This is a genomic window from Frigoribacterium sp. CFBP9029 (assembly GCF_034045305.1).
Classification (GTDB): Bacteria; Actinomycetota; Actinomycetes; order Actinomycetales; family Microbacteriaceae; genus Frigoribacterium.
Genome location: NZ_JAXCWB010000002.1, coordinates 44,319 through 57,030, shown reverse-complemented (window position 1 = coordinate 57,030; position 12,712 = coordinate 44,319). Strand labels below are relative to the sequence as shown.

Genomic DNA, 12,712 nt, shown 5'->3' with positions numbered 1-12,712 from the left:
GACCGCGGCCGTCGTGGCCCTCGGGTCAGATACCGGACTCCTGCGTGCGCACCAGCACGGCGTCGCTGTCGGGGCAGAGCAGCACGTCGTACGCCGACGCGGCCCGGACGGCGGCGAGGTCGCTGCCGGTGAGAGTGACCCCGCTGGCGCTCGACACGCCACCGCGCAGCAGCGACGCCCCGACGCCGTAGCGCTCGCGCTGGCGCTCGTAGAGGGCCAGGAGGTCGGCGGGCACGCGCGCGGCGATGGTGTCGCGGTCGGCGGCCACCTGAACGCGCTCGCGCTCGAGACCGGCCAGCGACTCGTCGCGCGACGTGGTCGCCTCGTCGCGCCGACCGTCGATCTGGTCGAGCTCGCTCTGGGTCAGTCGGGCGACGGCGCCGAGGCTCTCGACGCGCTCCATGACGTCCATCTGCAGATCTTCGAGGTCGGAGGTCCGCTTCGAGAGCGCCGCCAGCTCGCCCTCGAGCGCCTGGACGTCTTTGACCGACGACGTCGACGCGAGACGCTGCTGGTCACGCGCGACCCGTGCCTGCACCACGGCGACGTCGGACTCGATGCGCTTCAGCTCGACCTCGGCGTCTTCGAGGGCGCCCTGCTCGGAGGCGAGTCGGCTGCGCAGTCGCGAGGCGTCGCCGTCGATCGTGGCGAGGACGGCGGTCTCGGGGAGGTTGCGCGCCCGGTGGGCGAGCTGCTGCAGGGTCGTGTCGAGCTTCTGGAGATCGAGCAGCAGGGCCTGGTCGTCGGGGCTGGCGGTCAACGGCATGCGTGGCCTTCTTCGTGTCGGTGCAGATGGTCTGGGATGGAGGTGCCGAGGAGGCGCGGTGCCGGCGGGCGGGTCGGCGTCACTGGACGACGGCGAAGTCCCACGGGTCGGTCCGCAAATCGCTCAGCGTGACCTCGACGTCGTCGAGGGCCTCGCGGAGCTGGGCGGCGGCCGTGTCGAGCCACAGCCATTCGGCCGCCCAGTGCGAGATGTCGACCAGGGCCGGGCCGCGACCGAGGAGCATGAGCTCTCGGGCGTCGGAGGCGGGGTGGTGACGCAGGTCGCTGGTGATGTAGACGTCGGCCGCGCGGACGGCCGGGTCGTCGAGCAGCGAATCGCCCGCGCCGGCGCAGAGCGCGACGGTCTGGACGAGATGCTCGGCGTGACCGGCGACCCGGATGCCGGAGGCGGTGGGCGGCAGCACGTCGCGGAGTCGCGTCGCGAGGGCCACCAGCGGGATCGGCTCGGACAGCCGGCCGACGACGCCGAGCCCGGTCGTCTCGCTGCCGCCCGCCGTGATCGGCCGCTGGTCGAGGAGACCGATCTGGTGGGCGAGCACCCTCGAGGTGCCGGTCTCGACCACGTCGGCGTTCGTGTGGGCGGCGACCAGAGCGCAGTCGGCTCGGATCAGCCGAGCGATCACCGCGCCCTTCGTCGTGTCTTCGGACACCGTGCGCGCACCTCGGAAGAGCAGCGGGTGATGGACGAGCAGGAGGTCCGCGCCCTGGGCGATGGCCTCGTCGGCGGTGTCGAGCACGGCGTCGACGGCCAGGTGGATGTGCGTCACCGGCCGCTCGGGATCGCCGACGACGAGACCTGGGGAGTCCCACGACTCGGCGCCGCTGAGGGGCCAGAGACGTTCGATGACGGCGGAGACGGACGCGAGGGTGGACACCCCGTCAGCCTAGTCGCGAGCGGAGCGGCGGACCCCGGTGAGCAGCACGGCGACCACGAGCGCCGACACTGCGGCGACGAGCAGCGCCAGCACCACGGCGACCCCGGCGGCGGGGCCGGATGCGCCGACGCCGGAGACGAGGTAGCCCTGCCAGCCGAGCGCGGCGGCCGCCGGCGACAGGATGCCGAAGCCGAGCGCCGCGGCGATCACGACGGCCGCGACGACGGCGATCGGGCCGCGGCGGTCGACGAGCCCGGCGTCGCCGGCGCGGCGCGAGACCGCGACGACTCCGACGAAGGCTGTGAGGGCGCCGATCAGCGGGACGGCCAGGGTGGCGACGACGGCCGTGCCGAGCGACTCCCCCGCGACCAGAGCGAGCACGAGGGTGAGCGCGATCACGACGACGACGGCACCGGCCGAGATCGTCAGCACGGGGTTGGCCCGGGTGATCGACGCCCGGAGGGTCGCCAGACGGCCTTCGCCCGCGGCGGACGGGGCGACGGCGGGGGTGTCGGAGGCGGCGGCCGCATCGGAGGTGGAGGCGACCGCACCTGTGGAGGCGACGGCACCTGTGGAGGCGACGGCACCGGTTGAGGCGACCTCGGACGAGGAGGCGACGTCGGAGGTGCCGACGACGGGCGACGGCGGGACGACGGCCGGAGCGGAGCCGGTCGAGGTGGTGGCAGCGGCGGCGACCGCCGTCTCCCCCGTCGACTCGGCGGCCAGCCGCTCGCGCTCGGCGATGCGGGCGGTCTCCTGGCGGGCGGCCAGATCGGCCGCGACCTCCTCCGGGGTGACGATCGGGATCAGGTTGGTGTCGCTGTCGTCGAGATCGGGGGCGACCGGTGCGGCGGCACCCGGCGCACCTGCTGCACCCGCGCCTCCTCCGATGACGTCGATGACGCCGGTGAAACGCAGACGGGTGCGCTCGAGCACGAGTGCCGCCTCGTCCGTCCCGACTCGGCTGATCTCGTTCTCCCACCGGGCGAATCGGGCCGCCTCGGCACGTCGCGCGAGCATCTGGGCCTGGACGACGGCCATCAGGTCGACGGTGGCGGTGTCGTCGAACCGCCTGGTGACCAGCCGTGCGAGCACGTCGTCGTCGAGAGTCACGCGCTCGGGCGGCTGGGGCAGGTCGGGGCCGACGGGCACGGCGAAGACGGGGATGGTGATCGCCGAGGTGGCGACGGAGTGCCGGGGCGCGCTGGCCGGACGGGAGTCGGCCACGTCGTTCTCGACGACGGTCGGCGCGGGCACGTCGGCACGGTGGGTGGGGATCGAGGCGGGGCGCGGGGCGATGCTCTCGCGCGCCTCCGGGAGGACTGTCTGGGACACGGGGTGGAGCTCCTGCGGGGTCGGCGTCGTGAACGGCGCCGGGGTGGGGGTGGGCTCGACGAACGACGAGCGGAACCGATGCGGATCGCCCTCGGGAGGCGCGTCGGCGGCCGTCCACAGCAGGTTCGCATTCTCGGTCATGCGTGGATGGTACGTCCGCGGGAGCGTGATATCCGAGCGGCTCGCCGGGCCGACCGGGACAAAAGCGTTCCGCAGAAGGCGCGGCGCGGCCCCCGCGGGCGACGAAGCGCTCAGCGCCCGGCGATCGCCTCGGCGAGGTAGGGGGCGGTGCGGCTCTCGGACGAGGCGGCGACCTCCTCCGGGGTGCCGACCGCGACGACCCGGCCGCCGGCGTCGCCGCCCGCCGGACCCATGTCGACCACGTGATCGGAGGCCGCCACGACGCCCATGTGATGCTCGACGACCACCACCGTGTTGCCCGCGTCGACCAGCCCCTGCAGCTGCGCCACGAGCAGTTCGACGTCGGCGGGGTGGAGACCCGTGGTCGGCTCGTCGAGCAGATACAGGGTGTGACCCGTGCGGGCGCGCTGCAGCTCGGTCGCCAGCTTGATGCGCTGCGCCTCGCCGCCGGAGAGCTCGGTCGCCGGCTGCCCGAGGCGCAGGTAGCCGAGCCCCACCTGCAGCAGGGTCTCGAGGGCGCGGGAGGCGGCCGGCACCTCGCCGAGGAACGCGGCGGCCTCCGTGACGGTCATCGCGAGGACCTCGGCGATGCTGCGCCCGTTCCAGGTCACCTCGAGGGTCTCGGCGTTGTACCGGGCGCCGTGGCACTCGGGGCACGGCGCGTAGCTGCCCGGGAGGAAGAGCAGCTCGACCGAGACGGCCCCCTCGCCCTGGCAGACCTCGCACCGGCCGCCCACCACATTGAACGAGAAGCGCCCCGCCGTGTAGCCGCGGGCCCGCGCCTCGTCGGTCGCCGCGAAGACCGAGCGCACCGCGTCGAACAGCCCGGTGTACGTCGCCAGGTTCGAGCGCGGCGTGCGACCGATCGGACGCTGATCCACCTGCACCACGCGATCCACGCCCTCGTGGTCGACCGCCGTCTCGGCGAGGACGCCGCCGACCAGCGTCGACTTGCCGGAGCCGGACACGCCGGTCACCGCCGTGAGGACGCCGCGCGGCACGTCGACGTCGACGCCCTGCAGGTTGTGCCGCGACACGCCTCGCAGCGCCAGGACCCCGGTGGGCTCACGCCGCGGGCGCGCCCTGGACGCGGGATCGGGCGCCGGGTCGAGGAACCTCCGCGTCACCGAGCGGTCGACCCCGGCGAGGCCGGCGACCGGGCCGCTGTAGAGCACCGCGCCTCCTTCGCTGCCGGCACCCGGTCCGACGTCGACGACCCAGTCGGCGCGACGGACGATGCTCATGTCGTGCTCGACGACGAAGACCGAGTTGCCGCTCTCGCGCAGTTCCTCGAGCACGGCGACCAGCGGTTCGGCGTCGGCCGGATGCAGACCCGCGCTCGGCTCGTCGAGCACGTAGACCACGCCGAAGAGACCGGAGCGCAGCTGCGTGGCGATGCGCAGGCGCTGCATCTCGCCGGGCGAGAGCGTCGGGGTGGCGCGCCCGAGGCTGAGATAGCCGAGCCCGAGACCGTCGAGGACGGCCGTGCGGGCCAGGAGGTCGGCGGCCAGGGTCACGGCGACCTCGGTGACCTCGCCGGAGGACGCGTTCGACACGGCCGCCGTCGCCGACGTCAGGGTCGCGGTCGGGCGCAGCACCTCGCCCAGCTCGGCCAGGGGCAGCGCGTTCAGATCGGCGATCGTGCGACCGGCGAACGTGACGGCGAGGGCCGCGCGCGTGAGACCGCTGCCGCCGCAGAGCGTGCAGGGTCCGCTCTCGACGAAGCGCAGCACCTTGGTCCGCTGGGTCTCGCTCTGCGAGTCGGCGAGGGTGTGCAGCACGAACGCCCGGGCGCTCCAGAACCGGCCCTTGTACGGCTTGGCGACACGATCGCGCTGCGGGACGACCTCGACGACGGGCTGCTCCTCGGTGTAGAGCAGCCAGTCGCGGTCGGCCTGCGGCAGCTCGCGCCACGGGCGGTCGATGTCGTATCCGAGCCCGGCCGTCACGTCGCGGAGGTTCTTGCCCTGCCACGCCCCCGGCCAGGCGGTGATGGCCCCGTCGCGAATGCTCAGACCGGGATCGTGCACCGCTGAGGCCTCGGTGACCTCGTGGGCGACGCCCAGCCCGTGGCAGCGAGGACAGGCCCCGGCGGCGGTGTTGGGCGAGAACGAGTCCGACTCGAGGCGCGCCGCGCCCGCGGGGTAGGTGCCCGCCCGCGAGAACAGCATGCGCATCGAGTTCGAGAGGGTGGTGACGGTGCCGACGGTCGACCTCGAGCTCGGGGCCCCGCGGCGCTGCTGCAGGGCGACGGCCGGGGGCAGGCCGGTGATCTCGTCGACGTGGGGCGACCCGCCCTGCGCGATCAGTCGACGCGCATAAGGGGCGACGGACTCGAAGAACCTGCGCTGCGCCTCGGCGTAGATCGTGCCGAACGCGAGCGACGACTTGCCCGAGCCGGAGACGCCCGTGAAGGCCACGATGCTGTCGCGCGGCACGTCGACGTCGACCGCCCGCAGGTTGTTCTCGCGGGCGCCGCGGACCCTGACGAAGCCCCGCGCGTGCACGTCGATCTCGGAGCGGGGCAGGTCGGGAGGCGCGGTGTCGGGCATCCGGTCGATGGTAGAGGTGCACGGCGGCGGGGGGCCACCGGCGTGCCCTCGGATGTCGGTGGTCGCTTCTAGCGTGGCAGCGTGCCTGAGCCGATCGACAGCTGGTGGGCGCGACGGCGGACGTCGCGCGGGCTCGCCGTGCCCTACGCGGTGGGAACGTACCGCGAGGCGTGGGCGTCGTTCCCGGTGCTCGTGCGGCAGTACCGACCCGAGCACAACGGCGGCATCGTGCTCAGTCAGATCCCGCCCGCCGCCGACGTGTACCTCTGCTGGCTGTGCGACGCCGGGCACCTGTTCGTGGCCACTCCCGACGAGCAGCGGAACCGACCGGGGCGCGAACGGCGCCGCTCGTCGTGGTGCCCCGACTGCAGCGAGCAGGCGAAGCCGCGGGCTCTGCCGATGCGACCGCCGATGGCACCGGCAGCCGCCGTACGGGAGCAGGCGGCGAGCCTGGGAGGCGCGGCGCCGGTGGTCGGGTCGCCTCGCGTCGCGCAGACGGCGGGGCCGCCGCCGGCCGAGCTCGCGCCCGTGCGCCCCGCTCCCCCCGTGCGTCCGGATCCGCCCGTGCGTTCGGATCCGCCGGTGCGCGCCGATCCGCCGGTGCGCCCGACCGCGGTTCGACGGGCGAAGCCCACCCGCGCCTCCCAGCCGATCTGCGACAAGACCCCCGCCGTGCCGACCGGCACCCCGTTCGTCAGCGTCTGCGCGCCGAGACCGGCCTCGGCGGTGGAGGCCGAGCTGCGGGCCGAGCTGACCGCCCGGCTCGAGTTCGAACCGGGACTGAACGCCGTGCGCGTGGGTCGGCCGTTCTTCGACCACGTCGAGGTGTGGCCCGACATCGTCCTCTCCGAGCTGCGGGTCGCGATCGAGTACGACTCCACCGGCCGGCACGGACTCGAGCACGTCGGCCGGCGCGAGGTCGCCGACCGCCGCAAGGACGCGGCGCTGCGGGCGGCGGGCTGGCAGGTCGTCCGGCTGAGGACGGGCAGGTTGCCGATGCTCGGCCCCCACGATCTGGAGCTGTCGGGGTTCACCCGCCAGACGGTGCCGAGACTGCTCGACGAGCTGCGGGTCATCCGCGGGTCGCTGTTCGTCGACGCCTACCTGAGGGGGTGACTCCTGCGCGCCTCAGCCCTGCGCGTCTCAGCCCTGCAGCGTCTCAGCCCTGCGCGTCTCAGCCCTGCAGCGCGAGCGCCTCGCTCGTCCAGCGGGCGTGTCGACTCCACGGGTCGTCTGTGCCGGCGGCGAGGGTCGCCACGTGCACGTCGAGCACCTCGTTGACGGCGAACCACTCGGTGCGTCCGAACCGCCAGGCCCCGAACTGCTCGTGGCGACGGCGCTCGACACCCCGGTCGCCGCGCTCGAACGCGAGGACCTCGTGATGCCAGAGGCGCCCGAGACGCTGCCGGGGGTTGGCCGTCGTGCCGATCTTGATCCGGTCGTCGAAGCGGATGTAGTACACGACGTCGACCCGAGGAGGCGCGAGGTCGCGGTCGGGCACGTCGCCCTGCCGCCACTCGCACACGGCGCAGAGCCACCCCGACGGCCAGTGCACGCCGAGCCGCGACCCGCAGGCCGCGCAGGGCGAGGGCAGGAGGTCGGTCGCGCCGTCGACGACGGCGGCGCGGGCCGCCGCCCACTCGGTCGCGACGACGAGATGGCGCTCGCAGAGGGCGACGGGGCTGCCTGCGACCACGGGGTGATCGCAGGCTGCCTCGGCGGGTCGACCCGCGCCTCCTCGGCAGGTGTCGACGGGTCCGAGCTCGGAGGTGTCCATGTCGGCACGGTAGGCGGGGCCACCGACAGTCGGCAGCCGGGGCCGCGCGCCGATCGGGGTCGCGGTCGGGGTCGCGGTCGAGCTGCCGGTCGAGCTCGCGGTCGAGCGGTCAGTCGAGCTCCCGGCCGAGCGGTCAGTCGAGCTCCCGGCCGAGCGGTCAGTCGAGCTCTCGGTCGACGCGGAGGCCGAGCGGGTGCGGCCCGAGCAGCAGCCAGACGGCCCCGGCGCCGATCGGGAACAGCACGACGGCGATGGTCCAGATGGTCTGCTCGAGCGGCGTCGTGTCGGCTCGTCGCCGGACGGCCCGCACGATGCTCAGCACGATCGCCGCGTAGACGGCCACGGCCACCACCGCGAGCACCACCGTGCCCCATTCGCCCCATCCGCTCATGCCGACAGACTACGGGTGCCGCCCGGTGGGCGTGCCGATCCGTGCACACCGCTCCGCGCACACCGCTCAGTGCGTGCCGCTCAGTGCACGCCGCTCAGCAACGCGAGCACATCGGCGTAGCGCCCCTCGGCCTCGGCATGACGGAGGAACCCGACCCGCTCGACGAGGATCTCGTGGGCCTCGGGCTGCGACTCGAGCAGCATCATCGTCTCGTCGAGGTACTCGTCGAGCGGCATGGCCGAGGGGTCGTCCTGCTGACCGAGCAGGGTGGTCTGCACCGCCGGCGGCACGAGCTCGACGATCTGCACCGACGTGTCGGCGAACTGGACGCGGATGCCCTCGCTCAGCGAGTGGATCGCCGCCTTCGTCGCGTTGTAGGTCGGCGTCATCGGCAGGGGCACGCTCGCGAGCCCCGACGACACCGTGACGAACGCCGCCGCTGGTCGCGCCTGCAGATGCACGGTCCAGGCGGCGAGCAGTCGGATGGGCCCGAGCAGATTGGTCGTGACCGTCGCCTCGGCCGTCTCGACGAACGCGGCGGTCGTGACGTCCTCCGGCAGCATGATGCCGGCCATCGCGACGACGACGTTCGTCTCGGGCCAGCGCCGCTGCACCTCGCGCGAGACCGCGACCACGGCCTCGGGGTCGGTGGTGTCGAGCACGATCGACTCGATGCCGGGGTGGTCGCGCACGATCTCGTCGAGCAGCGCGGCACGGCGGCCCGCCACGACGACGGTGTTGCCCGCCGCCTGCAGCCGGAGCGCCAGCCCCAGACCGATGCCCGACGTGCCGCCGGGGATGAACACGGTGTTGCCGCTGATCTTCATGAGGTGCTCCTTCTCGGGGTGGATGTGACACCACCCTCACCCGAGGAGGCGCGGCGCGGCAGAGCGCGCCTGTCCAGGGATCGACGCTCCCTGGTCGGGCGCCACCGGGGCTGACAGCATGGCGGCATGGACCGTGCCGAGCTCGCCGACTTCCTCCGTCACCGACGCGAGTCGCTCCGCCCGTCCGACGTCGGTCTGCCCGACGGAGAGCGTCGGCGCACCGCCGGTCTCCGTCGGGAGGAGGTCGCCGCGCTGGTCGGCATGTCGACCGACTACTACGCCCGGTTGGAGCAGCAGCGCGGGCCCCAGCCGTCCGAGCAGATGCTGATCGCCCTGACCCGCGGGCTGCGCCTCGGTCTGGACGAGCGCGACCACCTCTACCGGCTGACCGGGCACCATCCGCCGCGTCGCACCAGGGGCGGGGAGCACGTCAGCCCGGCCCTGCTGCGGGTGCTCGACCGGCTCGACGACACCCCGGCGCTCGTGCTGAGCGACCTCGCCGAGACGTTGGCGCAGAACCCGCTCGCGGTGGCCCTGCTCGGCGATCAGCGTCGGCACGAGGGGCTGGCCCGCAGCGCGTTCTACCGGTGGTTCACCGATCCGGCCGAGCGCGCCTCCTACCCCGCCGACGACCATGAGCACCAGCTCGCGCTGCAGGCGTCGGGTCTGCGTGCCGCCCTGAGCATGGCGGGCGGCGGCGGCCGACCCCGCGAGCTCGTGGAGGCGCTGCTGGACGCGAGCGACGAGTTCGCCGCGCTGTGGCGGCGGCACGAGGTCCACCAGCGCTTCGACGACCGCAAGACCCTCGTGCACCCCGAGCTCGGGCTCATCGAGGTCGACTGCCAGGCGCTCTTCACGGAGGATCAGTCGCAGACCCTGCTCGTCCTGACCGCTCGCCCCGGGTCGCCGGACGCCGAGAAGCTGCGACTGCTCGGTGTGATCGGCAGCCAGCGCTTCGTGGAGTGAGGAGGCGGGGCGTCCGCCGGCGACGGCGCGGGGCACGGCATGATGGGCGCACGACGACGTGACCCCGAGGAGCAGCCATGCCCGCACCAGCGTTCCCCACTGCGACGCACACGCCCCTCCGCGGGGGGCCGACTCTGCGCTGGGGGGTCATCGGCCCCGGCGAGATCGCCGGCGACTTCACCGACGCCCTGCATGCTCACACCGATCAGCGGGTGGTGGCCGTCGCGTCGCGCAGCCTGGATCGGGCCGAGGCGTTCGCCCGAGCACACGGCGTCGGGTCCGCCTTCGACAGCGCGGAGGCGATGGCGGCCTCCCCCGACGTCGACGTCGTCTACGTCGCGACTCCTCACACCCGGCACCTGCCCGACGCGCTGATCGCCATCGCCGCCGGCAAGCACGTGCTGATCGAGAAGCCGCTCGCGACGACTCCGGCGGAGGCCGACCTCATCGGGGCCGCCGCGAGCGACGCCGGGGTGCTCGCCATGGAGGCGCTCTGGACGCGCTACCTGCCCCACACGACGGTGATGGCGCGCCTCCTCGCCGACGGCGCGATCGGCGACGTGCGTCTCGCGACGGCCGACGTCGCGTGGGCGAACGACCTCTCGGCGCCCGGCCGCATGACCGACCCCGCCCTCGGCGGCGGGGCGCTGCTCGACATCGGCGTGTACGCGTTCTGGTTCACCCAGTTCGCCACCGGCCACCCCGTCGAACGACGGGCCTCGGGGTCGACACGAGCCGACGGCGTCGACCTCGACGCGGCCGTCGTCACGCGCACGGCCGACGGGGTGCTCGCGACGGCGGCCACGAGCCTGCGGGCCACATCGCCGGGCATCGGAGCCGTGCTGGGGTCGGGCGGGTCGCTCCGCACCCTGCGGAACCTCGTCTTCCCGACCTCGTTCGAGCTCACCACGGCGAGCGGCACGGCGATCTGGGATGACCCGTCCGTGCCGACCGGACGCGAGGGGCTCGCCTACCAGGCCGCGGCGCTCGCCTCTTTCGTCGACGCCGGGCTCCGCGACTCGCCCCTGCACTCGCTGGCCGACTCGAGGTCGATCCTGTCGACGATCGAGGCGGCCCGCGCCTCCTTGACCGTCGTCGACGACGTCTGAACGGGAGCGGCCGGGCGCGCCTCCTCGACGGCATCGGCGGCTCCGGGTCGGGAGCGGCGACCGGAGCGCCGCTCAGTAGGCTGTCGCCATGACGCGCGCCCGGCTGATGGTCCCCTTCCGACTCGTCCTCGCCGTGCTCGGCCTCGCGGCCGTCGGCACGCAGTTCGGCGTCACCCTGACGAACGACTACGGCATCGTCAACTTCTTCTCGTACTACACGAACCTCAGCAATCTGTTCGCCGTGGTCGTCTTCACCGTCGGGGCGGTGCGCACCCTGCGACGGAGACCCGGCAGTCGCGCCTGGGACACCGTTCGACTCGTCAACGTCGTCAACATGGTGTTCGTCGGTCTCGTCTTCAACCTGCTGCTCGCCGGCGTCGGGGGCGGAGTCATCCCGTGGGTGAACGTGGTCGTGCACATGCTCGTGCCCGTGGCCGCGCTGATCGACTGGCTCGTGCTGCCGGCCGGTCGACGACTCCCCTGGTCGGCCGCCCTGGTCGGCCTCGTGACCCCGGTGGTCTACAGCGTCTACACGATCGTGCGCGGGGCCCTCATCGGCTTCTACCCGTACCCGTTCTACGACCCGGCGGCCCAGGGCGGCGCGGGTGGCGTGGCGATCTACGTCGGGGTGCTGCTGCTCGCCCTCATCGCGCTGTCGTTCGCCCTCGTCGCGGTGGGGCGCCTGGCCGGCCGTCTCTGGAAGTCGACGCGGCGCGGCTGAGTCGACCCGCGCCTCCTCGGGGCCCGTGAGGGGTCGATGAGTCGGAACACGCCGCGGGTCCGTCTGCGGGCGCGGCGTGTTGCGACTCATGGAGGGTGGGGGCTGGGGGCTGGGCGCTCGCAGTCCGGTCGATGAGTCGAGACACGCCGCAGGACTCTTGGAGCCGCGGCGTGTCATGACTCATCGACCCCGCGCTCGGTTATCAGGCGCCTGACGCGAGCTACGAAGGCGTCGGCGAGAGGTCCCAGATCGTCGTCCGTCGCCTGGACCTGCCGCCAGCCGGCGTCCTCGAACGCCTCGCGGCGCCGTATGTCGTCGCGGTACGTGAAGCGATCGGTGCGGTGGTGGTCTCCCTGGTATTCGAGCGCGACCTTGGCCCCGAGATGAGCGACGTCGACGTACCCGATGAGCCGCCCGTCGGAGTCGTGGACGGGCTCATTGACCGACAAGCCGGTGATCCCCGCACGCACGAGGAGCAGTCGCAGGTCGGTCTCGCGAGGCGACCAGACATTCGGCACCGCCAACTCGAGCGCCGAACGCGCCGTCGTCGCCCCGCGCCGTCTACCGCCTGCCCTGATCGCGGACGAGAGCACCTCCCGGTCCAGCTCTCTCGCCTGCGGATGCGTCGACCACCTCCCCATCAGGGCGTCGGCGATCGTGACCACGTCGTCCAGCGTCATCGAGGCCGCGGACTGCGACCACGCCGTGACGGGATCGACGACCGGCAGCCCCCTGAGATCGACCGAGGGTCCGAGGCGTGCCGCCGTCGCCGTGTGCCCGACGACTCCTGGTCGCCGAACACGTCTGCCTCGCGGGGACACGACATGCAGCGGGCCCCGCGCGGGATCGTGCCCTCGCGGGAGAGGCAGCCCCCAGAGGGCCAAGGCGGTCAGGTGGCTGAACGCGGTGCCGTGGCCCAGGGCGGGGGCGAGCGCGCGACACCGATCGTCGAGTGCGACGCCGGTGGACCAGGCGCGCACGCCCCAGTGCGGCGCCACGAGGTCGCTCCGCCGAAGTCGAGCGAGGCCGATCCCGAGCGCCCGGCCTTCCGTGACTGAGAACGGGCGGCCGACGAGGGCGGCGGGCAGGGGCTCGGGTGGAGGCATGCGGACAGGGTCGCGCTACTGGCACCGCGCCTGGGGGTTGCTCGGGGCGACCTGTACAGGGAACGGGATGCGCGGCTTCTGTGCAGGGGTGAGCCGGGGCGAGCAGGGGCGAGCAGGGGCGACGAG

12 protein-coding genes are annotated in these 12,712 nt (G+C 73.5%); 4 read left to right on the top strand and 8 right to left on the bottom strand.

Translation table 11 applies throughout. From position 1 onward, the window contains the following. Positions 1-25: 25 nt before the first annotated feature. The 4 genes from SOM11_RS02800 to SOM11_RS02785 all read right to left on the bottom strand — a co-directional run bounded on the left by SOM11_RS02800 (position 26) and on the right by SOM11_RS02785 (position 5,689). Entirely contained in the window at positions 26-766 is a 741-nt protein-coding gene (locus tag SOM11_RS02800; RefSeq protein ID WP_243215311.1) for a zinc ribbon domain-containing protein, read from the bottom strand. A 79-nt stretch (positions 767-845) separates the two neighbouring features. Beyond that, a complete protein-coding gene (locus tag SOM11_RS02795) occupies positions 846-1,661 on the bottom strand; it encodes a Nif3-like dinuclear metal center hexameric protein (RefSeq protein ID WP_320477143.1) in 816 nt (271 codons plus the stop codon). Between the two features lie 9 nt (positions 1,662-1,670). Further along, on the bottom strand, positions 1,671-3,137 hold the full coding sequence (locus SOM11_RS02790; protein WP_320477142.1) for a hypothetical protein: 1,467 nt from the start codon (positions 3,135-3,137) through the stop codon (positions 1,671-1,673). A 110-nt stretch (positions 3,138-3,247) separates the two neighbouring features. After that, positions 3,248-5,689 carry an excinuclease ABC subunit UvrA gene (locus SOM11_RS02785; protein ID WP_320477141.1) on the bottom strand — a complete coding sequence of 814 codons (2,442 nt, stop codon included), beginning with the start codon at positions 5,687-5,689 and terminating at the stop codon, positions 3,248-3,250. Positions 5,690-5,770: 81 nt separating this feature from the next. On the opposite strand from SOM11_RS02785, the gene SOM11_RS02780 reads away from it, so the two are divergent. Continuing rightward, positions 5,771-6,805: a hypothetical protein gene (locus SOM11_RS02780; RefSeq protein WP_320477140.1), complete on the top strand. Its 1,035-nt coding sequence runs from the start codon at positions 5,771-5,773 to the stop codon at positions 6,803-6,805. A 58-nt stretch (positions 6,806-6,863) separates the two neighbouring features. Here SOM11_RS02780 and SOM11_RS02775 read toward each other — a convergent pair whose 3' ends face one another. From SOM11_RS02775 to SOM11_RS02765, 3 genes are all read right to left on the bottom strand, one after another. Further along, positions 6,864-7,466, bottom strand: coding sequence for a GIY-YIG nuclease family protein (locus tag SOM11_RS02775; protein WP_320477139.1), 603 nt, complete (start codon positions 7,464-7,466; stop codon positions 6,864-6,866). A gap of 157 nt (positions 7,467-7,623) precedes the next feature. Beyond that, positions 7,624-7,857 (bottom strand): hypothetical protein, encoded by a 234-nt coding sequence (locus SOM11_RS02770; RefSeq protein ID WP_243214052.1) that lies wholly within the window; start codon positions 7,855-7,857, stop codon positions 7,624-7,626. A gap of 80 nt (positions 7,858-7,937) precedes the next feature. Next, positions 7,938-8,684, bottom strand: coding sequence for an SDR family oxidoreductase (locus SOM11_RS02765; protein ID WP_320477138.1), 747 nt, complete (start codon positions 8,682-8,684; stop codon positions 7,938-7,940). A 126-nt stretch (positions 8,685-8,810) separates the two neighbouring features. Between SOM11_RS02765 and SOM11_RS02760 the strand changes: the two genes are divergently transcribed. From SOM11_RS02760 to SOM11_RS02750, 3 genes are all read left to right on the top strand, one after another. Then, positions 8,811-9,650, top strand: coding sequence for a helix-turn-helix transcriptional regulator (locus tag SOM11_RS02760; RefSeq protein ID WP_243214054.1), 840 nt, complete (start codon positions 8,811-8,813; stop codon positions 9,648-9,650). A gap of 77 nt (positions 9,651-9,727) precedes the next feature. Continuing rightward, the gene (locus SOM11_RS02755) at positions 9,728-10,759 is read left to right on the top strand and encodes a Gfo/Idh/MocA family oxidoreductase (RefSeq protein ID WP_320477137.1); all 1,032 of its coding nucleotides are present in this window, start codon (positions 9,728-9,730) and stop codon (positions 10,757-10,759) included. A gap of 88 nt (positions 10,760-10,847) precedes the next feature. Further along, positions 10,848-11,480, top strand: coding sequence for a Pr6Pr family membrane protein (locus tag SOM11_RS02750; RefSeq protein ID WP_192060238.1), 633 nt, complete (start codon positions 10,848-10,850; stop codon positions 11,478-11,480). Positions 11,481-11,653: 173 nt separating this feature from the next. Here the strand turns inward: SOM11_RS02750 and SOM11_RS02745 are convergent, their stop codons facing one another. Continuing rightward, on the bottom strand, positions 11,654-12,145 hold the full coding sequence (locus SOM11_RS02745) for a hypothetical protein (RefSeq protein ID WP_320477136.1): 492 nt from the start codon (positions 12,143-12,145) through the stop codon (positions 11,654-11,656). Positions 12,146-12,712 lie beyond the last annotated feature (567 nt).